20 protein-coding genes are annotated in these 22,647 nt (G+C 62.3%); 6 read left to right on the top strand and 14 right to left on the bottom strand.

All coding sequences use genetic code 11. The features are described 5' to 3' along the window. Positions 1–70 precede the first annotated feature (70 nt). The 4 genes from PSH87_RS02500 to PSH87_RS02485 are packed head-to-tail and all read left to right on the top strand — an operon-like array spanning position 71 to position 3,447. A complete protein-coding gene (locus tag PSH87_RS02500; RefSeq protein ID WP_017734929.1) occupies positions 71–406 on the top strand; it encodes a multidrug efflux SMR transporter in 336 nt (111 codons plus the stop codon). Between the two features lie 55 nt (positions 407–461). Continuing rightward, positions 462–1,637: an FAD-binding oxidoreductase gene (locus PSH87_RS02495; protein WP_305432370.1), complete on the top strand. Its 1,176-nt coding sequence runs from the start codon at positions 462–464 to the stop codon at positions 1,635–1,637. After that, on the top strand, positions 1,634–2,446 hold the full coding sequence (locus PSH87_RS02490; RefSeq protein WP_305432368.1) for an aldo/keto reductase: 813 nt from the start codon (positions 1,634–1,636) through the stop codon (positions 2,444–2,446). Before PSH87_RS02495 ends, PSH87_RS02490 begins: the two co-directional genes overlap by 4 nt. 41 nt (positions 2,447–2,487) lie before the next feature. Then, positions 2,488–3,447: a hypothetical protein gene (locus tag PSH87_RS02485; RefSeq protein WP_017734926.1), complete on the top strand. Its 960-nt coding sequence runs from the start codon at positions 2,488–2,490 to the stop codon at positions 3,445–3,447. A gap of 141 nt (positions 3,448–3,588) precedes the next feature. On the opposite strand, the gene PSH87_RS02480 is transcribed toward PSH87_RS02485, so the two are convergent. The 6 genes from PSH87_RS02480 to PSH87_RS02455 all read right to left on the bottom strand — a co-directional run bounded on the left by PSH87_RS02480 (position 3,589) and on the right by PSH87_RS02455 (position 10,489). Continuing rightward, entirely contained in the window at positions 3,589–4,515 is a 927-nt protein-coding gene (locus PSH87_RS02480) for an NAD-dependent epimerase/dehydratase family protein (protein WP_305432366.1), read from the bottom strand. Then, positions 4,508–5,932 (bottom strand): bifunctional D-glycero-beta-D-manno-heptose-7-phosphate kinase/D-glycero-beta-D-manno-heptose 1-phosphate adenylyltransferase HldE, encoded by a 1,425-nt coding sequence (gene hldE / locus PSH87_RS02475; protein ID WP_026136549.1) that lies wholly within the window; start codon positions 5,930–5,932, stop codon positions 4,508–4,510. Before hldE ends, PSH87_RS02480 begins: the two co-directional genes overlap by 8 nt. A gap of 103 nt (positions 5,933–6,035) precedes the next feature. Next, positions 6,036–6,644, bottom strand: a complete 609-nt coding sequence (cysC, locus tag PSH87_RS02470; protein WP_305432365.1) for an adenylyl-sulfate kinase — start codon at positions 6,642–6,644, stop codon at positions 6,036–6,038. After that, positions 6,637–7,341: a sulfotransferase family 2 domain-containing protein gene (locus PSH87_RS02465; RefSeq protein ID WP_017734921.1), complete on the bottom strand. Its 705-nt coding sequence runs from the start codon at positions 7,339–7,341 to the stop codon at positions 6,637–6,639. The genes cysC and PSH87_RS02465 overlap by 8 nt, the downstream gene beginning before the upstream one ends. Before the next feature lie 152 nt (positions 7,342–7,493). Then, positions 7,494–9,302: a lipid A export permease/ATP-binding protein MsbA gene (msbA, locus tag PSH87_RS02460; protein ID WP_017734920.1), complete on the bottom strand. Its 1,809-nt coding sequence runs from the start codon at positions 9,300–9,302 to the stop codon at positions 7,494–7,496. 8 nt (positions 9,303–9,310) lie between these two features. Next, positions 9,311–10,489: an O-antigen ligase gene (locus tag PSH87_RS02455; protein WP_305432362.1), complete on the bottom strand. Its 1,179-nt coding sequence runs from the start codon at positions 10,487–10,489 to the stop codon at positions 9,311–9,313. A 147-nt stretch (positions 10,490–10,636) separates the two neighbouring features. Here PSH87_RS02455 and PSH87_RS02450 point away from each other — a divergent pair, with 147 nt between their 5' ends. Continuing rightward, entirely contained in the window at positions 10,637–11,203 is a 567-nt protein-coding gene (locus PSH87_RS02450; protein WP_017734918.1) for a hypothetical protein, read from the top strand. Here PSH87_RS02450 and PSH87_RS02445 read toward each other — a convergent pair. From PSH87_RS02445 to PSH87_RS02415, 7 genes are read right to left on the bottom strand one after another with little or no spacing between them, the layout of a single operon-like run. Then, positions 11,192–12,277: a glycosyltransferase gene (locus tag PSH87_RS02445; RefSeq protein WP_305432360.1), complete on the bottom strand. Its 1,086-nt coding sequence runs from the start codon at positions 12,275–12,277 to the stop codon at positions 11,192–11,194. The genes PSH87_RS02450 and PSH87_RS02445 overlap by 12 nt on opposite strands. A gap of 47 nt (positions 12,278–12,324) precedes the next feature. Then, on the bottom strand, positions 12,325–13,086 hold the full coding sequence (locus tag PSH87_RS02440) for a glycosyltransferase family 2 protein (protein ID WP_026136547.1): 762 nt from the start codon (positions 13,084–13,086) through the stop codon (positions 12,325–12,327). 45 nt (positions 13,087–13,131) lie between these two features. Beyond that, positions 13,132–14,088: a glycosyltransferase gene (locus PSH87_RS02435; RefSeq protein ID WP_017734915.1), complete on the bottom strand. Its 957-nt coding sequence runs from the start codon at positions 14,086–14,088 to the stop codon at positions 13,132–13,134. Positions 14,089–14,105: 17 nt separating this feature from the next. Next, on the bottom strand, positions 14,106–15,479 hold the full coding sequence (locus PSH87_RS02430) for a PIG-L deacetylase family protein (protein WP_305432357.1): 1,374 nt from the start codon (positions 15,477–15,479) through the stop codon (positions 14,106–14,108). Continuing rightward, positions 15,476–16,372 carry an antimicrobial resistance protein Mig-14 gene (locus PSH87_RS02425; protein WP_207041182.1) on the bottom strand — a complete coding sequence of 299 codons (897 nt, stop codon included), beginning with the start codon at positions 16,370–16,372 and terminating at the stop codon, positions 15,476–15,478. Before PSH87_RS02425 ends, PSH87_RS02430 begins: the two co-directional genes overlap by 4 nt. Continuing rightward, positions 16,372–17,502: a glycosyltransferase gene (locus PSH87_RS02420; RefSeq protein WP_305432355.1), complete on the bottom strand. Its 1,131-nt coding sequence runs from the start codon at positions 17,500–17,502 to the stop codon at positions 16,372–16,374. The genes PSH87_RS02425 and PSH87_RS02420 overlap by 1 nt, the downstream gene beginning before the upstream one ends. Next, entirely contained in the window at positions 17,486–19,243 is a 1,758-nt protein-coding gene (locus tag PSH87_RS02415) for a carbamoyltransferase (RefSeq protein ID WP_257781554.1), read from the bottom strand. Before PSH87_RS02415 ends, PSH87_RS02420 begins: the two co-directional genes overlap by 17 nt. A gap of 301 nt (positions 19,244–19,544) precedes the next feature. Here PSH87_RS02415 and PSH87_RS02410 point away from each other — a divergent pair, with 301 nt between their 5' ends. Continuing rightward, positions 19,545–21,599 (top strand): TonB-dependent receptor, encoded by a 2,055-nt coding sequence (locus tag PSH87_RS02410; protein WP_305434242.1) that lies wholly within the window; start codon positions 19,545–19,547, stop codon positions 21,597–21,599. A 153-nt stretch (positions 21,600–21,752) separates the two neighbouring features. Here PSH87_RS02410 and PSH87_RS02405 read toward each other — a convergent pair whose 3' ends face one another. Next, a complete protein-coding gene (locus PSH87_RS02405; protein WP_305432354.1) occupies positions 21,753–22,631 on the bottom strand; it encodes a DUF3800 domain-containing protein in 879 nt (292 codons plus the stop codon). Positions 22,632–22,647: the final 16 nt, after the last annotated feature.

Genomic DNA, 22,647 nt, shown 5'->3' with positions numbered 1-22,647 from the left:
ACTTTACCCCATCTGATAAAGCCCTAAAATGCCGACCTTATCAAAAGCGCTTCACACCGAGGATTACCCCATGAACCCTGCCTACTACTACTTGGCCATCGCCATCTGCTCGGAAGTGATCGCCACCGTTTCCATGAAAGCCATCAAGGGCTGGAGCACGCCGATTCCCCTGGCGCTGGTGATCGTCGGCTACGGCGTCGCCTTCTGGATGCTGACCCTGGTGGTGCGCACCGTGCCGGTGGGCGTGGCCTACGCGGTGTGGGCGGGGATGGGCATCGTTATGGTGAGCATCGCGGCGCTGTTTATCTACGGGCAGAAACTCGACCTGCCAGCGATGCTTGGCATGGGCCTGATTGTGCTGGGCGTGGTGGTGATCCAGCTGTTCTCGAAAACCGCCGGGCACTGACCGCCACGCAACAGCCTGTATACTGCGCCTCTTGTCTTGAACACTGAGGTCGCCCATGCCATCCGTTATTTCCACCGACGTTCTGATTGTCGGCGCCGGGGTTGCCGGCCTCTGGCTGAATGCGCGCCTGCGCCGCCAGGGGTTTTCCACGGTGTTGGTGGAAAGCGCCACCCTGGGTGGCGGGCAAAGCGTGAAGTCCCAGGGGATCATTCACGGCGGTGCGAAGTACGCCCTGCACGGCGCCCTCACCGGCGCCTCCGAAGCCATCGCCGACATGCCGCGTCGCTGGCGCGAAGCCTTGGCGGGCAACGGCGAGCTGGACCTGACGGGCGTGCGCCTGTTGTCCGAAGCCCATTACCTGTGGTCCCCCGGCACCCTCGCCGGCAACCTCACCAGCTTCTTCGCCAGCAAGGCCGTGCGCGGGCGTGTCGATCAGGTCAAGGGCGACGACCTGCCACCGGCCCTGCAAGACCGCCGCTTCAAGGGCAAGGTCTATCGCCTGGCCGAGCTGGTGGTGGATGTGCCAAGCCTGATCGAACGCCTCGCGCAATTGGCCGGCGACGGCCTGCTCGCCGGGCAGCACATCGCCCCGCTGCTGGAAGGCAACAAGCTGGTGGGCTTGACGGTCGATGGCCGCGCGATCCACGCCCAACGCATCGTATTGAGCGCTGGTGGCGGCACGGCAGACTTGCTGACCGCCCTGGGCCTGAGCAAGCCGGCGATGCAAAAACGCCCGTTGCACATGATCATCGCCAAAGGCCCCGGCCTGAAGCCGCTATACGCCCACTGCCTGGGTGGCGGCACCAAGCCGCGCATCACCGTCACCACGCACCCGGCTGCCGATGGCAACTGGGTGTGGTACATGGGCGGCGATATTGCCGAGGCCGATGGCGTGGCGCGTACGCCTGAAGAACAGATCGCCACGGCGCAAAAAGAGCTGGCGCAGTTACTGCCGTGGATCGACATGAGCCAGACCCAATGGGCCACGCTGCGAGTGGACCGTGCCGAACCCCTGCAAACCGGCCTGAGCCGCCCCGACAACGCCTTTGTCTTTGAGGACGGTCGCCTGCTGGTCGGCTGGCCAACCAAGCTGGCCTTGGCGCCGGATTTCGCCGATCGCGTGATCAACGCCCTCGAACGCGACGGCATTCGCCCAAGCGCAAGCGAACCCTTGCCCGAATTGCCCAAACCCGCCATCGGCGTACCCGCCTGGGAGCAACTGCTGCCATGAGCCTGCCAACCCTGCACGATTTGCATCGCCCATTGGGCAGCACCGGCCTGCTGGTCTCGCCGCTGGGCCTGGGCACCGTCAAGCTGGGCCGTGACCAAGGGGTGAAGTACCCCAATGGCTTCCAGATCCCCGATGACGATGCCGCGCGCATGCTGCTGCGCCAGGCCCGCGAGCTGGGGATCAACCTGATCGACACCGCGCCGGCCTATGGCATGAGCGAGGAGCGCCTCGGCCCGCTGCTGCGCGGCCAGCGCCAGGACTGGGTGATTGTCAGCAAGGTCGGCGAAGAATTCGACAATGGTGTGTCCCGCCACGACTTCAGCGCCGCCCACACGCGCCTGTCGATTGAACGCAGCTTGAAACGACTGGAAACGGATTTTATCGACCTGGTGCTGGTGCATTCCGACGGCAACGACCTGCACATCCTCAACGAGTGCGAGGTCTACCAGACCCTGGCCGAGTTGAAACAAGAGGGCAAGATTCGCGGTTTCGGCTTTTCCGGCAAAACCGTCGAAGGCGGCGTGAAGGCTCTGGAACGGGGTGATTGCGCGATGGTCACCTACAATTTGAACGAACAGGCCGAGAAAGCCGTCATTGATTATGCGGCGGCCCATGGCAAGGGTATCCTCGTGAAGAAAGCCCTGGCCAGTGGCCACGTTTGCCTCGAACCTGGAATGGATCCAATACACGCCAGTTTCATCTTGTTGTTTGCGCAAACCGGCGTTGCCAGTGCTATTGTCGGGACCATCAATCCGCTGCACCTGGCCCATAACGTGGCGACCGCTGCCCGGGTCATCCGTCAACTCTGATGCCGCCGACGCGGCCGACCCCGTCGCAAGAAGGAGCCGACATGCCGCGCACGCTCATTAGAAAAAACCCCAGCAACTTCAAGACACTGCCGCTGCACGTCGAAGCCACCCCCGAAGGCCTGAACTACCAGAGCGTCGGCATGCCGCTCAACTTCGCCCAGACCCTGCAACGGCGCAAGCCGGTGGAGGTGGCCGACCCCGAGCGTTTCGTGCTGGAACTGGCGAACCTCGGCGTGTCGGTGCGCCTGACCCTGCATTGGCAGAACAAGGATTACTGGGTGCTGGTGCGCCAGCGCCGCCAGGACCGTGGCGACGTGGTGCTCAAGCTGATCTCCGGCTACGTGCCGGCCCACGAGCTGAACCTGCCGCTGCACACCGCAATCCAGGAAATCGCCGAAGAGTGCCTGCTGGAGACGCCCGAAGGCTGGCTGGGCGGGCGCTTCAACGACACCTGGCTGCCGGCGCCCTACTCCGCCGCGCTGCATTATCGCGAAGCCCTGCCGTTTCGCCTCAGCCCGCTATCCGGCGCCGCGCGCCCGGTGCGCTGCGCCACCACCCAGTTGATCGAACGCCCACGGGCCTATGTGCACCTGCCCACCGCATCGCTGCAACTGATCTATGACTTGCGCCTGGAAGTGCCGAAGGAAGCCAAGTCCCTGAGCCTGTTCCATGTGGACGAACGCCTGGAAGGCGACCAGTTGGTGGCACGCCTCGACCGCCAGCGCCCGGACCTGTACCTGATGCCGTTGAAAGATGGGCAGCCATTGGCCGAGCTGTATACGGTGAAGAAAGATCAGCTGTACCCGGCCAGTACGCGCGGGTTGTACCTGGCGGAAAGCTTCGCCCAGCAGGAAGGCTGGCTGGTGCGTGAAGAGCGGATTCGCTGGAAGGACTGGCTGCGCCAGCAGGGCTTGGCGGAGCCGGAGAAAGAGTCGAAGTTGAAGCGCCTGGCACAGCGGGTGCTGCGCAAGATAACGCCGAAGAAGAAAGCCAAGGCCTGATGAAAGTCGACTGTGGAGCGGGCTTATGTGGGAGCTGGCTTGCCTGCGATGCAGACACCTCGGTGTGTCAGATAGACCGAAGCGATGCCATCGCAGGCAAGCCAGCTCCCACACAAGCCCGCTCCCACATTGGTGATTGCGTCAGCCTTTAAGCAAGCGTTCCAGGCCGACCTTCAGCGGGGTTGGCTCAGGCAACTTGAAGCTCGCCAACAACCGCTGATTATTCGCCCGCGAGTGGCGAATATCCCCAGAACGCGCCGGGCCGTAAGTCACTGCCGGCAACTTGCCGACAATCTCTTCCAGCGCCTGCAACACCTGCTTGAGCGTCGTGGTGCGATTCCAGCCCACATTGATCGCGCCCAACGGTGCGTCCGGCGCTTCAATGGCTTGCACCAGCACGTCGACCAGGTCTTCCACGTACATGAAGTCACGGGTCTGCTCGCCATCGCCAAACACGGCAATCGGCACGCCCTGCTGCACGCGCTCGCTGAAGATGCTGATTACCCCGGAGTACGGCGAGGACGGGTCCTGGCGCGGGCCGAAGATATTGAAGAAGCGGAAAATCACCGGCTCCAGGCCATGCTGGCGGCGGTAGAAATCAAAGTAGTGTTCGCCGGCCAGCTTGTCGGACGCATACGGTGTCAACGGCGCCTTGGTGGTCTCTTCGTCAATCGAAGCGCCCTCGCCGTTGTTGCCGTACACCGCCGCGCTGGAGGCGAAGACCACGCGTTTCACGCCCGCCTTGCGCATCGCTTCGCACACATTCAGGGTGCCGACAAAATTGCTCTGGTGCGTGCTGACCGGATCATCCACCGACGCCTGCACCGAAGCCACCGCAGCCAGATGAACCACCGCCACCGTGCCGACCGCGGCACGCGCCACCAGCTCGGCGTCGGCCACGTCGCCTTCCAGCAGTTCGACGCGCGGGTTGTCCAGCGCCAGGTTGCTGCGCTTGCCGGTGGACAGGTTGTCCAGCACGCGCACGCCGTAACCCTTGGCCAGCAATGCATCGACCAGGTGCGAGCCGATAAAGCCCGCACCGCCGGTAATCAGGACACACTTACTCATTGTTGCGGATCTTCTCGACAATGGCCGTGGTCGAGCTGTTTTCAACCAATCCCAACACTTTGACGGTGCCGCCGTAGGCGCTGACGATGTCGGCACCGACCACCTGGTCGACGGAGTAGTCGCCGCCCTTGACCAGCACGTCGGGCTTGACCTGGGCCAGCAGGTTTTCCGGGGTGCCTTCGGCAAAGCTGATCACCCAGTCCACTGCGCCCAGGCCAGCCAGCACGGCCATGCGCCGGTCAACGCTGTTGATCGGGCGGCCAGGGCCTTTCAGGCGGCTGACCGAGGCGTCGTCGTTGACCGCCACGATCAGGCGATCGCCTTGGGCGCGCGCCTGTTCCAGATAGGTCACGTGGCCGGCATGCAGGATGTCGAAGCAGCCGTTGGTGAACACAATGCTTTCGTTGTGGGCACGGGCATCGTCAATGGCCAGCAGCAATTGCTCGATCCCCAGCACGCCGCGCTCCGAACCTTCGGAACGCTGGATCGCGCGGCGCAGTTCCGGCGCGCTGATGGCCGCGGTACCCAACTTGCCCACCACGATGCCCGCGGCCAGGTTGGCCAGGGCCACGGCGTGGGGCAGTTCTTCGCCAGCCGCAATCGAGGCGGCCAGGGTGGAAATCACCGTGTCACCGGCGCCGGTGACGTCGAACACTTCACGGGCACGGGCCGGCAGGTGCATCGCCGGATGATCCGGGCGCAACAGGGTCATGCCATGCTCGCCACGGGTCACCAGCAAGGCGCCGAGGTCGAGGTCGGCCATCAGCGCCGCGCCTTTGCTCACCAATTCGTGCTCGTCGGCACAACCGCCGACGATGGCTTCGAACTCGCTGAGGTTCGGCGTGATCAGGCTGGCGCCGCGATAAATCGAGAAGTCCTTGCCCTTGGGGTCGGCCAGCACCGGAATGCCCTTGGCCTTGGCGGCCTGGATCAGCGCCTGGTGGTTCTTCAACGCGCCTTTGCCGTAGTCGGACAACACCAGCACCTTGATACCTTCGAGCAACTCATCGACCTGACCGCTGAGGGCCAGGGCATCGGTGGCGAAGGGTTCTTCAAAATCGATCCGCAGCAATTGCTGGTGACGACTCATGACCCGCAGCTTGACGATGGTCGGCTGATGGGCGATGCGCTGGAACAGCGCGCGCACGCCGGCACCGCGCAGGCTGTTGGCCAGGCTGTCGGCGGCTTCGTCGTCACCGGTCACGCCGACCAGGGAGGCCGGGGCGCCGAGGGCGGCAATATTGAGGGCAACGTTGGCAGCGCCGCCTGGGCGGTCTTCGATTTGCTCGACCTTGACTACCGGTACCGGCGCCTCAGGGGAAATCCGTGAGGTACCACCATGCCAGTAACGGTCGAGCATGACATCGCCGACCACCAAGACAGGGGCTTGATCGAATCGCGGCATGGACAACTTCATGGAGCAACCCACATACAAAATGAACAGGGGCGCGATATTAGCACAGGGTGAGCGCCGCCTTGTCCGAGAGCTTTATCTGTAAGACATCCGGCCGCGCAACTGCTCACTTTTTAAACAAAACCGCCAGGATGTGCGCCACGGCTTCCGCCAATTCGACCTCATCGGTGTTGATTTCGCAGTCGGCCTGCCGAGGGGCTTCATAGGGGCTGTCGAGCCCGGTGAAGTCCTTGATGCGCCCATCCAGCGCCGCCCGGTACAGGCCCTTGGGATCGCGGCGCACACAGATCGCCAGCGGCGTACTGACATACACCTCGAAAAACTGCCCCGGCCCGAACAGCGCCCGCGCCGTCTCGCGGTCGGCGCTGAACGGCGAGATCGCCGACACGATCACGATCAGCCCCGCGTCCACCATCAGCCGCGCCACTTCGCCGATGCGCCGGATGTTTTCCTTGCGCGCCACCACGCCCATGCCCAGGTCGCTGCACAACCCGGCGCGCACGTTGTCGCCATCCAGCACGAAGGTGTGCCGGCCCTGCTCGTTGAGCTGTACTTCCAGCGCATTGGCCAGGGTCGACTTGCCCGAACCGGACAACCCCGTCAGCCACAGGCAACAAGGTTGCTGGTGCTTGAGCGCGGCGCGGGCGGCCACGGTCAGCGACAGGGCAAAGGGGCGCACGTCGGCGATGGCGCTGGACAGCGACGAATTATTCATAACCCAGGACCTCGTAATCGCGCTGATAGGCGCGCCTCACCAAACGGCGCGTGCGCGAGGAACAAAAGTCCCTGACCGGCTCGCTGCGGCGCTCAAGGGAAACATTGAGATGGGGCAGCGCGGCATTCAGCCCGAGGTGTTCGCACACGCTGCGAAAATCCCGCTGCAAGTGCTCCTGGCGCCCCAGAAAATCCATGGACATGCGCCCCAGATGATCCACCAGAAAGTCGGTCTGCGGGGCAAAGTGCAGTTGCCGGCGCAGGTTGTCCGGGTGCAGCCAGCCGGCAACGAAGTGGTCAAAGTCGCGATAGCCACAGACCAGCGCCTGGGCTTCCCGATCCCGGCTACCCATACTGTTGCCGCGCAAATAGGTGTACGCCGAGTAGGCACGCTCCAGCGGGTCGCGCACGAAAGCGAACTTGAAGCTGTCGGCGCAATGCCCGGGGAATTGCTGCTCATACCAGTGGTACGGCAAATGCCCCGGCCAGCGCCCATCCAGCAGGACCGAACAGACACTGCTGCCCGCGCACTTGGGAACATGAATGAACACACAGGCATGTTTGACAAAAGCGGGCGGAAGGACGGTCAGTGCCGACATGGACTTGTTGACCGCCTGCCGATCCACCACCGACAAACGCCCCAGCAAAAAAGCCCGCTGCTGTTTGGGCAGCAGTTTCCAGAACAGACGTTGCAACATTCCATTACCCACGCAAGAAGGTTAGCCCTCTCGTTCGTCATTCGAATCGAGAAGGCCAACATAACAAACGACAGGCGGTGAATTATTTGGCTTTGGTCAAGCGTGTATGGGGCCTGATACAAAAAACGGGGCGCATTGCGCGCCCCGTCTTGTCAGGTGATGTTGGCCGTCGCCGGCTCATCCAATCCCATGGCGTGCAGGCGGGAGTAGTAGCCCCCCATCGCCAGCAGCTCAAGGTGTGTACCGCGCTCGACAATTTCGCCGTGGTCCATGACCAGAATCAGGTCGGCTTTCTCGATCGTGGACAGGCGGTGCGCGATCACCAGGGTGGTGCGGCCCTTCATGACCTTGTCCAGCGCGGCCTGGATATGCCGTTCGGACTCGGTGTCCAGCGCCGACGTGGCTTCATCGAGGATCAGCAGCGGGGCGTTCTTCAGCAGCGCACGGGCAATCGCCAGGCGCTGGCGCTGGCCGCCGGAGAGCAGCACGCCGTTTTCACCGACTTCGGTGTCGAGGCCCTTGGGCAGCTCGGCGATGAAGTCCATGGCGTAGGCATCCCGCGCCGCTTTCTCGACGTCTTCACGCGGCGCGCTGGCCAGGTCGCCGTAGGCAATGTTGTTGGCCACGGTGTCGTTGAACAGGGTCACGTGCTGGGTCACCTGGGCCACGTGGCGGCGCAGGTTGCGCAGGCGGTAGTCCTCGATTTCCACGTCGTCGAGGAGGATCTCGCCGGTCTCGTGGTGATAGAAGCGCGGGATCAGCGCGGCGAGCGTGGACTTGCCACTGCCCGAACGCCCGACCAACGCGACCATCTGGCCTGGCGCGGCGGTGAAGCTGATGTTCTTCAGTACTTCGCGTTCGGTGCCGGGGTAGGTAAAGCTCAGGTTGCGCACGTCCAGACGGCCGCTGACCCGCTCTTTCTCGACGGTGCCGGTGTCCACTTCAGGCTCGACATCCAATTGCTCGAAGATGCTTTCGGCACCGGCGACACCCTTCTGGATCGTCGAACTGACTTCCGACAGCTGGCGGATCGGCTTGGGCAGCAGGCCCGCCGCGGTGATGTAGGCCACCAGGTCGCCGGCTGTCGCATCGCCCCGCAGGAACAGCACCAGGAACATCAGCGCCGCCATCGCGGTGTAGATCACCAGTTGCAGCATGGGCGTGTAGACCGCGCCGGTCTTGGTCATGCGCATCTGTTTTTCGGTGTTGCTCATGCTCGCCTTGGCAAAGCGCTGCTCTTCGTAGGTTTCCCCGCCGAAGCTGCGTACCACGCGATAACCCTGGATCGTCTCCGAGGCCACGTGGGTCACATCGCCCATCGCCACCTGGATTTTCTTGCTCTGCTTGCGGAATTTCTTGCTGGTGCTACCGACCATCATGGCAATGATCGGCAGGATCGCCAGCATCACCAGGGTCAGTTTCCAGTTCATCCACAGGAGGTAGCCGAACAGGAACACCACGGTCAGGCCTTCGCGGATCACGACTTTGATCGCATCCGTGGCGGCGCCGGTGACCATGGTCACGTTGAAGGTGATGCGCGAGATCAGGTGCCCGGAACTGTGGGTATCGAAATAGCGGTTGGGCAATACCAGCAGTTTATTGAACAACTGCACCCGCAGGTCGTGGACCAGGCCCAGGGACACCTTGGCCAGGTAGTAGTTGCCCAGGAACGAGCCGAGGCCCTGCCACGCGGCGATCAGGACGATCAGCAGCGGCACGGCCATCAGCAGTTTCAGGTCCTTGAGGTACGGCACGCTGGGGAAAAACACCACGTCCGGGTTGCTCAGGCCGTCAACAAAGTATTTGAGGATCCCGGCCAGCATGGGCTGGGTGGACGCGAAAATCACGAAACCGACGATGCTCACCAGGAACATGCCGATGTAGGGTTTCACATAGCCCAGCAGCCTGAAATAGATTTTCAGGCTGGATTCCTGTTCCGCTTTGGGCGGTGCGTCACTCATTGTCGAGCTCACTGATTAGGTAGGGCGGCAACTTTATCACAAGCATCGGGTTTGGCCCGAGCCCAGACCAAAACACTGGCCAGCGCCACCGGCAGCCAGGTGATGAACCATTCGGCCCGAGGAGTACCCGTGAGGCTTGCCGCATCGAATTGCATCGCCAGGGTGGAAAACACCCACATGCCGATGATGCCTTTGCCGTAATGGGTGTCACGCACCTTCCAGGCTTGCCACAGCACGCCGAACCACACCGCGCACCACAGCAACAAGCCCGGCAGGCCCAGTTCGATGGTCACGTGGGTGAACAGGTTGTGGGAATGGTCAAAACGGTGGTTATCCCACATCAGGAAGTAATCACCGCCCAGGCCCAGGCCGGTCCATGGACGCTCGCTGATCATCTGCATCGCCGCCATGAAAATCTGTGGGCGGAACGACGCGCCACGGGACAGCATCAGCGACTGCATAGACACAAACACCACGATTGCCGCCACCGTCGCCGCGATCGCAATCAGGCTGCTGCGCCGGTCGCGGCACCACAGCGGCATCGCCACCACGCTCAGCAGCAAGGCCAGTGCGGCGCCACGGCTCTGGCTTGCCACCACGAACAGGCCGAGCAAGCCGACCGCCACCAGGCAGGCCACTTGCATCCCGCGGCCACGCGGTACCCAGTGCAACATCCACACGGCGGCCAGGCCAATGACATAGGCGCCGAGGATCGGGTGCGACAGCTGCCCCAACCCCTCGAGGCGGGCGTACCAGGCGTTGCCGTCAAGGCCATAGAACTTGATCATCGCCAGCAGCGACGACAGCGCCAGGCCAAAGCCACCCCACTGCATCAGGCGAATCACCTGCTCGGTCCGGCCTTGCACAAACACCGGGAAGAACAGCAGGAACACGCCGATATAGAGCAAGCGCTTGGCTTCACGGGAGCCATCCTCGGCATTTGTCCAGAACAGGCTGATCAAGCCCCAGACAGCCAGCAACCCCAGCGCCACGCAGACCCAGCGCTGGGCACGCCAGACCTGCTTGAGCTGCTCACGGGCAGACCAGGCAAATACCATGGCAGGCAGCCACAGGAACAGCGTCAGCCCTTGTTGATAAATCTTATTGGTCGGCGCGAAGGTGATCGCCAGTAAAAACCACAGCAACCCCAAACTCATCCATCCCCGCGCCCAACGACTTGCTTGCATCACCCGCTCCTAATACGGTCAACCTGCCAACCCGGCATGGTTAAAACCCAAAACTTTCGGCATCATTACCGATCACTGTGCCCGCGACTCCCACAAGGCTTTTCGACGATGCAATGCTCAAGGCTTCCCCAAGCCACTTTAAATACGATGATTGCCGGCGCCAAAATCCTGGAGAAGGACAGCTACGGCCCCAAAGTCTACCTTCTGGCGGACGGGAACATCCTTAAACTGTTTCGCCGCAAACGGTTTTTTTCTTCCGCATTGTTTCGCCCGTACTCCAAGCGTTTCATCGACAACGCGCTCGGGCTGCAAAAACGCGGCATCCCCACCCTTACCGTGCTCGACAGTTTCCAACTCGATGCGCCGGGCATGACGGCTGTGTTGTACCGGCCCCTGCCGGGCGAGACCTTGCGCCAGATCGCCAACAAGGAAGGCTTCGACTGGGAGCAGAACCTGGAACCACTGGTGGCGCTGATTCGTCGGCTGCACACGGCCGGGATCTACTTCCGCTCCCTGCACCTGGGCAACATCGTCGTGACGCCGGACAACCAGATGGGCCTGATCGACGTGGCCGACCTGCGCTTCCTGCGTGCGCCGCTGAGCCCGGCGCTGGTCAGGCGCAACCTGCAACACTTCGCCCGCTATATTGCACGCGAGAAGCTGAACGAGCGCTTTCCGATGCAAGCGCTTGAACACGCCTTGCTAGCGGGGTGACAGCAAGCGCCGGGCAGTGGCTGTAAAGTCCTGCCAGGCCTGCTCCGGCGCAAGGGCCTGTAGCTGAGCCTGCGCCGCCGCCTCAGGGCCCGCCGCAAACGCCTGCTCCAGCAGGTGCGTCCAGGCGTCTACATCGTCAGACGGCGCATACCAGCCCGCGTCCGCCAATTGCTCGCGAAACACCGCCAGCTCACTGGTCAATACCGGCACGCCAGCCATCACCGCTTCTTGCACAATCAGCCCCAAGCCCTCCGCCGACGAGGGTATTGCCACCCAGTCAAACGCGCGGTACAGGGTGGCCGCTTCGGCCAGGTGCCCGGGCATGAAGACCTTGTCACGCAAGCCAAGACGTTCGATCTGCGCTTCCAGATCCGCCCGCGCCGAGCCTTCGCCAACGATTACCAGGCGCGCATCGGCACGCTGCGTGAGCACCCCGGCAAACGCCTCCAGCAGACACGAGAACCCCTTGCTGCCCACCAACCGGCCAACGGCGCCCAACACCGGCGCGTTGTCCAGCGCCAGACCCAGCTGGGCACGCGCCTGCTCACGCGCAAGCATTGCCGCGCGAAAGGCGCCGGGGTCGAAGGCGCTGCGCAGCACCGCCACCGGCCGCTGCAAGTCACGCTGGAGCGAGTCGGCCAGGGTCTGCGACACCGCCGCTACCGTCAGCCGGGATTCGGCGAACTGTGCGAACAGCCTGCGATCCGAGCTGCGTGTACGCGTCATGCCATGGAACAGCACCACGGCACGCACCTCGGGCAGGTTCTTGAGCACGGGCAACAGCACCCGTGCCACGCCGATGCCATCGAGCAGCACAACCTTCACGTCCTCAGGCAGCGCCCGGCGGAAACGCGCCTGCATGCGCGGCACCAGCAGCTTCCAGAAGTGCCGCCCCTTGAGCTGGGCAGACGAGAGGTTCCACTCCAGCGCCCCGTCGCCGGCTTGTGCACCACCCTGGAGCAGCCAGGTATGGACGGTAGCGCCGCAATCGACACTGCCCAGCACTTGCTGATGAACCTTCTGCACGGAAGCGAATGCAGTACCACCAGCCCACATGATGTTGAGGATGCTCATTGAAAAATACGGACCTTGTGCGGACGTTCTGGAGGCGTGTTCGTGTTTCAACCGAGCAACCAGCCGGTAGCGATGCCCAGCAGCAGCACCGCGACCAACTTGATCCGCTCGCGTCGCTTGCGTCGGGCCTTGTTCAAGCGCTCGGCGGATGTCGAGACATGCAGCCCGAAGCCCGTGTGCAGCACCGCGTCGCCCTCAAGGGTCACGGCCATCAGGTTCAGTTCGGCATACCGTCGCGACAAGCCCTTCTCCCCTTCGAACCCTGCATACGGCGCGCACAAGCGGTATTCCTTGATACGTCGCAAACCGGGGTTCAGGGAAAACGCCTGCCATTCCGGCTTGTCGGAAATCAGCGGGTAACACGGCACCGCACCGATCAGCTCACGCGGCCCCAGACGGATGTAGGGGCTGTGCACCTGCAAGTCATAGACAAAGTTGCGCAGCCACACCTGGAGAATATCCGGGCGTAGCTCCAGCACCGTCTTGGAGTCCTCGACAAACCCCGGGCGGTAGAACTCCCAGTCATCTTCACAGTGGAAAATATAGGGCGTCTTCACCGAAGTGTAGGCCAGGTCGATGGATGCCAACTGCCCCAGCTTCGGGCGATTGACGAAGAAAGTGCAATGATCCTGCCAATGGGCGGGAACGGCCTGGCGCACCGCATCATCACCGGAATCCTCAGTGATGAAGACCTCGCGGATATCCGCCGTATTGAAGGCGTCGAAGCTCTCAAGCGTGCGCTTCAACAGGTCAAAGCGACCGCAGCTGGTCACAACAAGGGTGATGTCGCTCTGTTCGGAAAATCGCACGTGGGCACCAACAATAAATGGCCGCATTCAACGACCCGACGGATGTTACACGCCCAGTTTCAGGCGCAACTTTTCCAGCAGACTCAAGGGTGCGCGCGGCCGCAACGGCGGCTCCAGCGCTTCGACAATGCGTTGGCCGATCCGCGCAAAGCTGAACTGGCTGACAGCCAGGTCCTGGCCGTTACGCGCAATCTGCGCCGCCAACTGCGGGTTGGCGCGCAACTCGGCGAGCTTTTCCTGCAACTGCGGGATGTCTTTATAGAACACCACGTTGACCTTGTCTTCGAAACCCAGGGCCTGGTTTTCAGCCTCGCCCTGGTCAAACGCCAGCAGCACGCAGCCACAGGCCATGGCCTCGAAGTTCTTGATCATGTACTCGCCCATGCCCACATCGGCACTGACAAAAAAGCGAATCCGATTGAGGGTCGCGCAGTATTCCTCACCGGACTTGGTGCGCGTCACCACCAAGGGCTCGACCCGTGCCAGCTCATCGAGCAACGCCTTGCGCCCACTGTAGGCCACGCTGTTGGTGCTGCCGACAAAGGCCAGCTCGATGTCGCGCTCACGCTCCTGCGGCTGCAACAGCGCCTGGTCGTAGCCCTTGGGCACGAACACCGCGTCAAAACCTTCCTCACGCAAACGCTGGGACACCACAAAGCCCGAGCTGATCACCCGCGCCCACGGCAAGCGGCGGTAATGCGCGCTGAACTTGCCGGTGTATTTGCACGGAATGTAGTTCTGGTAGGCATCGTGTTCGAGGATCACCAGGTTGGGGATCGTGCGGATAAACCCGGCCTGGCGGATCTCCTGCTTGAAGCGCAGGAAGAACACGATGCGGTCGTACTGGGTCACATCCACTTCACGGCGGAAGTAACCGCGCAGGTTGCGCTGCTCGGCGCTGCTCAACCAGCGGGTGTCGCAGTCGCAGTGCTCGGCAATACCTTCGTAGAGACGATCAAGGATGGCGCGCTGTTCTTTCTGCACCAGAAATAAAACTTTCATGCTCTTCCTTTCACAGGTCACAAACGCCAGAACAACTCATGCCGCCGCACGGCCTTGCGGAAGAACTCGTTCTCCCCATAAGGCGAGCGCGCGCGCCCGGCCAATAAACGTTGCAACAGGCGCCGCACGCGTCGCTTGAAGGGCGCTGCCGGTTGCAGGTCATGCATCATGCCCAGCGCCATGGCCTTGTCACGCTGCCGGGCCAATGTCAGTGGCAGGCTGCACGGGTGCAGCGCCTGGGTTGCATCGAACAATGGCGGCAAGGCGATGCCGTTGCCGGCATCGCCCATGGGCCAGCGGTCGTTGTCATGCAGGTGGTTGGCGTAGCCGAGGATGGTGGTCGGCTGCCACTCCAAGCCTTGCAGGGCTTCCATGACGGCACTCTGCGCACAGATGTGGTCAGGGTGCGGGTCCAGCGCCGAGTACGGCAGCACGATGACTTCCGGGCGCGCCATCAGCAGCACCTGGCGCAGGTCGGCCAACAGGTTGTTCCAGGTTGGCAGGCCGTCGCTGTCCGCTGGCAGCGGGAAGGGGTTGAATTGGCGAAACGGGCGCACGTCCGTCAGCTCGGCTTCACGGGAGGCAAACGGCAAGTCCGGCGCGGCCTGCATCGCCTGCAATTGCAGGCAGAAATAGCCCAGCTGTACGCAATGCGCCTGGGGCACACCGGCCCACAGCGGCACGGCAATGCTGTCCCAGGCCCGCAGGCGGCCTTTGATACGCGCGGCTTCCACCGCGTCCAGGCCCATCTGCTGATAGTGTTCGGCTTCGATTTCGCCCGCCGTGAGGGTAACGATCCAGGGTTTCTCGGCCTGACTGTAGAGCCCAAAAGCGGCCAGCTCGGCATCGTCGGCGTGGGGCGCAATGACCATCACGCGCTGCTGGCGAAAGTCCGGGTGGGTCCAGGTCCACAGGCGCGGCGTGCCGAGCAGGCGGCAATGGCGACCGCGCAGGTGCAACTCGCTCAACGGCAAGCCGCTGAGGTTCAGGTAGCGCACACCGTTGACGCCACGTTCGAAGGTTTGCCGGTCGTCACCCAGCTCAATGCTTGGGTCAAGAAAGCGTCCCAGCCAGGTGCTTTTGACCTTGATCGCCAGCACCAGCGTGGTGTCTGCCTCCACGGGCTGATCCAGCACCAAGCGCCCGTCCTCCAGGCGCACACCCGCCAGCTCTGCATCCGCCGAGAAACGGTATTGATAATCTTCGTTGGGCGCATAAAACAGATGATCGGCAAACCAGGCTTCGTGGGCGACCCAGGCCAGCACCGCCAGCAGCAACGGCAACCACCAGGCCACCAGGATGCCCACCAGCACCAGCAGCAACACGCCGACCATCAGCGCCGTGCGCTTGTTACGCCGATGGCGCTTGAGCAACTGCTGCTTGCGAGTCATACGCACAATACCTGCACAGGGTTGCACCAACGGTCCTTGTACTCGCGGTCGGCACGACCGAAGGAAAACCGCAGCGGCTTGCCGACTTCACGGGCCTGTTCCCAGGCGCTTTGGGTATTGAGAAAACTCAGCACGCTGCCAGGGCTGAAGGCGCGGGTTTCAGGATCGACCCCGCCGTTGACGTACTCCACGCTGATCCACTCCGGCGACTCGACCCGGTACACCAACTGGATGGCGATGGGCGCATCGTTGAGAAAGATCACCGAGCCGATCAGCCACTCGCGCAGCAACTCGATCACCTCGGCCAGACGCTCGGCGCCCGTGGCTTTAAAGCCCCAGCGGCGCAGGAACAGGTCGCAGTAGATGGACGCCAGCTCGGCGCTGGAAAACTCGCTGACCGGCCGCACCACGCCGCCCGCCTCTTCCAGCAAACGCAGTTCGCGGCGCTGGTTGTAGCGAAACTTCTTCGACAGCTCTTCCGGGGTACGCGCCATGGCCAACTGTTCGGCCTGGGGCTTGAGGCCGCTGAAACGGCCTTCATTGAGCGTCGACAGGTAACGCGCACGCTGGCGCAGCGGCGCCTGCGCATCGGCGGCGGCCGGCAGGATGATCTCGGCATTGCCCAGGTCGAACAGGCCCTTCTTGCCGCTGCGCTTGAGCACGTCCTTGGACAAGGCCAGGTCGCGCCCCCAGGTGGCAATGCACGCCTTGAGTTCACCGGCCTGTTCCCACGCCAGGTAACGCACCGGAATCTGCGCCAGCCCGGCCAGGCGTTCGATCACGTGCGGGTGCGTCGCGACGCTGCCGCCAAAACGCTGCCAGGCCTCGCTGTAGGCAGGTGCATCGACGACGGACCAGCCACGCTCGCGCCAGCCTTGGAATCGATTGAGCATCAAGCCCTCGCGGTCAGTTCAATAACGTGTGGCAGTTGCCAGAAAGCGTCGCGCACCGCCTGGTCCGAGAACCGTGCGTGCAGGCGCTCCAACATCATCTCGGCGCACTGGCGTTGCTGCTGCTGATCCATCGCGGCCAGGTGCCCCAGGCCTTGGGCCAGGTGCTCGGCATCGCCGAACGGGAACAGGATGCCCACGCCTTCGACCACTTCCTTGGCCCCCCCGCAGGCGGTGGCCAGCAACGGCACGCCGGCGGCCATGGCTTCCAGCAGCACCATGCCGAAGGGTTCGTGGTCGGAGCTCAGGGCAAACACGTCAAACGCACGAAAATAGCGGCGCGCATCCGGCACCTGGCCGAGGAACAGCACCTTGTCAGCGATCCCCAGCTCGCGGGCCAGTTCCTTGAGGTCCTGCTCCAGGCGGCCAGTACCGAGAATCGCCAGGCGGCTTTCGCCGGGCAACTGTGGCAAGGCCAGGGCGAAGCCCTTGAGCAGCGTGGCCTGGTCCTTGTCCGGGTGCAGGCGGCCGACGTTGCCGACCACCCATTCATCCGGCGACAGCCCGAGGGCGTCCCTCGCGTCATCCTTCGAGACTTGCAGGGCCTGCATGGCCTCTACATCGATGCGGTTGTACAAGGTCTGGATACGCGCCGCCGGCCAGCTCGGCAGGCAGCGGCGGATGTCGTCACGCACGGCGTCGGACACACCCAGCAAGCTCAAGCGCTTGCGGAAAATCGACGCAAACAGGCGGCGGCCACGGCGCTGGTAATCACCAAAGGCGTGGTGCACGCCAATCACCTGCAAGCGCGTGGCGAGCAAGGCGACGTAGATCGGCTTGGCGCGGTGCGCGATGCAGAAGCTGAAATTGCGCGAGGCGGCAATCTTGCGCATCTCGGCGATGGCGCCCAGCTTGAGGCCACGAATGGCCTTGGAGCTGAACTCCATGAACAACACTTCATCGGAGGCGCAACCGGCCGCGACCTCAGGGTCGGCGACCCCGGTGAGAAACACCGTGGTCACCTTGTAGCCCTTGCCTGTGAACAGGCTGGCGTACTGACGGGCACAATCGAGGAACGGCCCGTCATAGCCGTGGCAGAACTGCAGGACGTGGCGATCAGCCGAGCGTGTCATAAGGGTCCACGCCGTCCTTGACCACCAGGATGTCTTCCATGATCAGGTATTGCAGGTCGGAGCCAAAGAACATGTCCAGCGCGTCTTTCGGCGAGCAGATCATCGCTTCGCCACGACGGTTGAGCGAGGTGTTCAGGGACACGCCGTTGCCGGTCAGCACTTCCAGCTCTTTCATCATGTCGTAGTAGCGCGGGTTGTATTCGCGCTTGAGCACCTGGGCGCGGGAGGTGCCATCTTCATGGACCACTTCCGGCACGCGGGTCTTCCACTCTTCCGACACTTCAAAGGTGAAGGTCATGAACGGCGCCGGGTGATCGACCTTGATCATCTGCGGGGCCACGGTGTCGAGCATCGACGGGCAGAAAGGCCTCCAGCGCTCGCGGAACTTGATCTGGTGGTTGATACGGTCAGCCACGCCGGTGGCACTAGGGCAACCGATGATCGAACGACCGCCCAAGGCACGCGGGCCAAACTCCATGCGGCCCTGGAACCAGGCCACCGGGTTGCCGTCGACCATGATCTTGGCGATGCGCTTAGGCATGTTCTCGATCTTGCGCCAGACCGGCTTGCTCTCGTGCTTGGCACACGCGGCAATCACTTCTTCGTTGCTGTAGGACGGGCCGAGGTAGACGTGTTCCATCTTCTCCACCGGTACACCACGGGCGTGGGACACGTAGGCCGCTGCACCCACCGCAGTACCGGCATCGCCGGACGCCGGCTGCACAAACAGCTCTTTCACGTCGTCGCGGGCAATGATCTTCTGGTTCAGCTTCACGTTCAGCGCGCAACCGCCGGCGAAGGCCAGCTTGCCGGTGTCCTTGAGGATGTCGCCCAGGTAGTGGTCGATCATCTGCAAGGCCAGCTTCTCGAACAGCGCTTGCATGCTGGCGGCGTAGTGGATGTACGGCTCGTCGGCGATGTCGCCTTCGCGCTTGGGACCCAGCCACTCGATCAGTTTTGGCGAGAAGTAGAAGCCTTTGCCCTTCTCTTTGTAGCGACGCAGGCCGATGACGTTGGCGTAGTCGGTGTTGATCACCAACTCGCCGTTCTCAAAAGAGGCCAGGCGCGAGAAATCGTATTTGCTGGCGTCGCCGTACGGCGCCATGCCCATGACCTTGAACTCACCGTCGAGCATCTCGAAACCGAGGAACTCGGTGATTGCGCCGTACAGGCCGCCGAGGGAGTCTGGATCGTAGAATTCCTTGATCTTGTGGATCTTGCCGTTCTCGCCGTAGCCGAAGAACGTGGTGGCGTACTCACCTTTACCGTCGATGCCGAGGATCGCGGTTTTCTCCTGGAAGCCGGAGCAGTGGTAGGCGCTGGAAGCGTGGGCCAGGTGGTGTTCGACCGGTTCGATCTTGATTTTCTTCGGATCGAAGCCCAGTTGCTCCAGGCACCAGACGATCTTGTTGCGATAGCGCTTGTAGCGCCGGTTGCCCATCAGGATCGCGTCAAGGGCGCGGTCCGGGGCGTACCAGTAACGCTTGGCGTAGTGCCAGCGCGCCTCGCCGAACAGGCTGATCGGGGCGAACGGGATCGCCACTACGTCAACGTCGGAAGGTTTGATGCCGGCTTGTTCCAGGCAGAACTTCGCCGATTCGTAGGGCATGCGGTTCTTTGCATGTTTGTCGCGTACGAAGCGCTCTTCTTCGGCGGCCGCGATCAGCTTGCCGTCGATATACAAGGCTGCGGAAGGATCATGGCTAAGGGCGCCGGACAGGCCAAGAATCGTCAATGCCACAGGGGTCTAGCCTCTTTTAGTCTGCATGCAGGCGGGTTACGCCGCGAAAAAGTGTGCTTCCCGCCTGGGCGAGAAACAGCTAAAGGGCGGGATTATAGCTTAAAAGCAGTGGGGAGCTGTTAGCGGCAAGCGGCAAGGTGATGGGTGCAAGCAGCGGGAATGGGTCTAAAGTCAGGTCGGGCGGTTCTAAAGTCGCAGCCGGAGGATTCGTTAAACAGTGACAGAATCGCTAGAATCCCGCGTTTGCCGCACCTTACCTGGTTATCTGATGAAAATTGTGGGTCCCGTTCACTTCACCTTTATGGCCGGCATGCTCGGTTTTTGCAGCGCGGCAATGGGCGACGATTCGCCGCTGGTGCTCGATCCCAGCGTCGTCACCGGCTCGCGTAGCGCCAGCCCGACGTTTGACCTGCCGTACTCGGTGGACGCCATCAGCCGCGAGCAGATCAGCGATGGCCAGCTCGGTATCAATGCTTCCGAAGTGCTGTCCCGCGTCCCCGGCCTGGTGGTGCAGAACCGCCAGAACTATGCCCAGGACCTGCAAATCTCGTCCCGTGGCTTCGGCGCCCGCTCGGCGTTTGGCGTGCGCGGCCTCAAGCTGATCGCCGACGGCATCCCCGCCAGCACCCCGGACGGCCAGGGCCAGGCGGCCACGTTCAACCTCGACACCGCCGAGCGCATCGAAGTGCTGCGCGGCCCGGCGGCCACCCTGTACGGCAGCAATGCCGGCGGCGTGATCCAGATGTTCTCCCGCGACGGCGAAGGCCCGCCGCGCATCGGCGCCGAGACCCTGGTGGGCAGCGACGGCATGAGCAAGAACCACCTGACCGCCGAAGGCGCCGCCGACGGCGCGGGTTTCGTGCTCGACGCCTCGCGCATGGACACCGACGGCTACCGCGACCACAGCAGCGCACGGCGCGACCAGACGTTTGCCAAGCTCAACTTCCAGCCGGATGACGACAGCAAGCTGGCGCTGATCTACAGCAGCCTGGAGCAGAACGGGACGCAGGATCCGTTGGGGCAGACGTGGGAGGCGTACAAGGCAGATCCGCGTTCGGTGGCGGCCGGGGCGCTGACGTACAACACGCGTAAAAGCATTGATCATCAGCAATTGGGGATGAATTACGAGCGGTACATCGGCGATGCGACCTTGCAGGTGAATGCGTATACGGGGCGGCGGAGTGTGATTCAGTACCTGTCGATCCCCAAAGGCACACCAGCCAACGAGCGCGGCGGTGGCGTCGTGCAATTCGACCGCAAGTTCTACGGCGGCAGCGTGCGCTGGATGCAGCCCATCGAGAGTGCACCGGGCGAGCTGATGATCATCACCGGCCTGGACTTCGATCAAAGCGAAGACAGCCGGCATGGCTATCAGAACTACAGCGGCACGACCCTCGGTGTAAAAGGCCAGCTACGTCGTGATGAAATCGACACCGCGCGTAGCCTTGATCCCTATATTCAAGCCAACTGGGCCTTGGGCAACTGGACCCTGCAAGCCGGCGTGCGCCATAGCACCATGGAGCTGGACGTTGACGATCAGTACCTGAGTAACGGTGACGCCAGCGGCAACAAGACCTATCAGAAAAACACCCCGTCGATGAGCGTGATGTACGCTTTCACGCCGCAGTTGCACGGCTACGTCAGCGCAGGCAAAGGCTTTGAAACGCCTACCCAGGCTGAATTGGCCTACGCGCCGGGGAATGTCGAAGGCTTCAACTTCGGCCTTAAACCGTCTGAAAGCACTCAATATGAAATGGGCCTGAAGGCGCAGCTGAACAACACACGGATCAACGCGGCGGTATTCCAGATCACCACAGAAGATGAGCTGGTGGTCAGCCAATCGCTCCAGGGTCGCACCAGCTACCAAAACGCCGGCCGCACCCTGCGCCGCGGCTTCGAACTCGGCATCGAAAGCCAACTCAGCGAACACTGGAGCACCAACCTCGCCTACACCCGCCTGCAAGCCACCTACGACAGTGACTTCAGCAACAGCGGAAAGGCTATCGAAAAGGGCAACTACCTCCCCGGCGTCCCACAAACCACCCTGTTCGCCGAACTCAACTGGAAGCCCCGCGACTGGGTCAGCACCGCGATCGAAGGCATGTACCGCAGCAAGGTCTACGTCGAAGACACCAACAGCCAGCGCGCCGCGCCGGCCTACAGCGTCTTCAACTGGCGCGCACGCTTTGAACAGAAGGTCGAACACTGGACCTTCCACCAGACCCTGCGCCTGGACAACCTGCTGGACCGCCAGTACGTCGGCTCGGTGATCGTCGGCGACAGCAACAACCGCTACTACGAAGCCGCCCCCGGCCGCTCGTGGTACGCCGGTGCCGGCGCCGAATACACGTTCTAAGGTCACCTTCCATCAGATCGGAAAAGGCTTGCGCCCTTTCATACCCTTGACCGACAACGCGGACTCCACGCGTTGACACCCCAAAATCGCAAGCTTAGAATCTGGCGCAAATGGACTGGGGGATCCCGGTCGGCGCTATAGCCTCGGTGAGTTTCACCGGGGCTTTTCGCTTTCTGACGCGGGGAAAATCTTCAGCCCCCAATTTTCAAAACCCTCTCCGACCTTGCTCCGCCCTCCACTGCAATAGAACTTGCGCGTGAGTACGTCAAACGCTCGATTTTCCTGACCCGGCCGCAGAACGCTCATGCCGACGGACCGCGCAACAAGATCCGCAAGCTGCAAGCCCGTCGAGTTGACCTGTTTGGTCGCGAATACAATGTCAAACGGCAAGCGAATACCTAGACGATTGGCTCCGTCACACATCCGACGAAACTCCAGTTCAAGTTCGTTATCCTCTTTACGACCTCGACGCTCGAAAATCACATGCGTCAGCGCGCCGTGATGGTTTTTCTCTTGGAGAAACTCATAAAGGGTTTCAAGACAGAAACCCAACGCCAGATGGTAAGGGTTATGAGTCGGGCCTTGCTGTTCGCGAAGAGTCGCTTTATCAATCACGCAACTGATCAACACAAAGTTGCTCGACTCAATAATGCTTGTCAGCTCTTCAAGGAAAGCATGCTTGTGCTGGCGAGAGACAAACATGTTCGAAAACGCGCCTTTTTCCTTTCGAATCTCCAGCTCATGCAGGCCAACCAAGTCATGCCCCATATGGTTGAATTTGAACTTCTGAAGAGCCGGGATGACCTTTTCACAGTAATGCCGCTTATGGAAAACACAGAACGCCAGAACAAACATCGGGTAGTTGGCGTCCAGTGACTGCATCCCGTGATCGCCACTTTCATCCACATAAACAATGAAATCGCTGAACTCCCCCCTTGGAGGTTTCGCCGCCGCGACCTCTGCGGCGCACTCTGCCTCACTCTCGCTTTCAAAGAGCAGGAACTGCGGGGAGCTTGTTATTTCATCTGCCATGGGATGCTCAATCCTG

This window comes from Pseudomonas sp. FP453 (assembly GCF_030687495.1).
Taxonomy (GTDB): domain Bacteria; phylum Pseudomonadota; class Gammaproteobacteria; order Pseudomonadales; family Pseudomonadaceae; genus Aquipseudomonas.
Note: the sequence above shows the minus strand (reverse complement) of the source record. Positions and strands in the feature narration are given on the sequence as shown.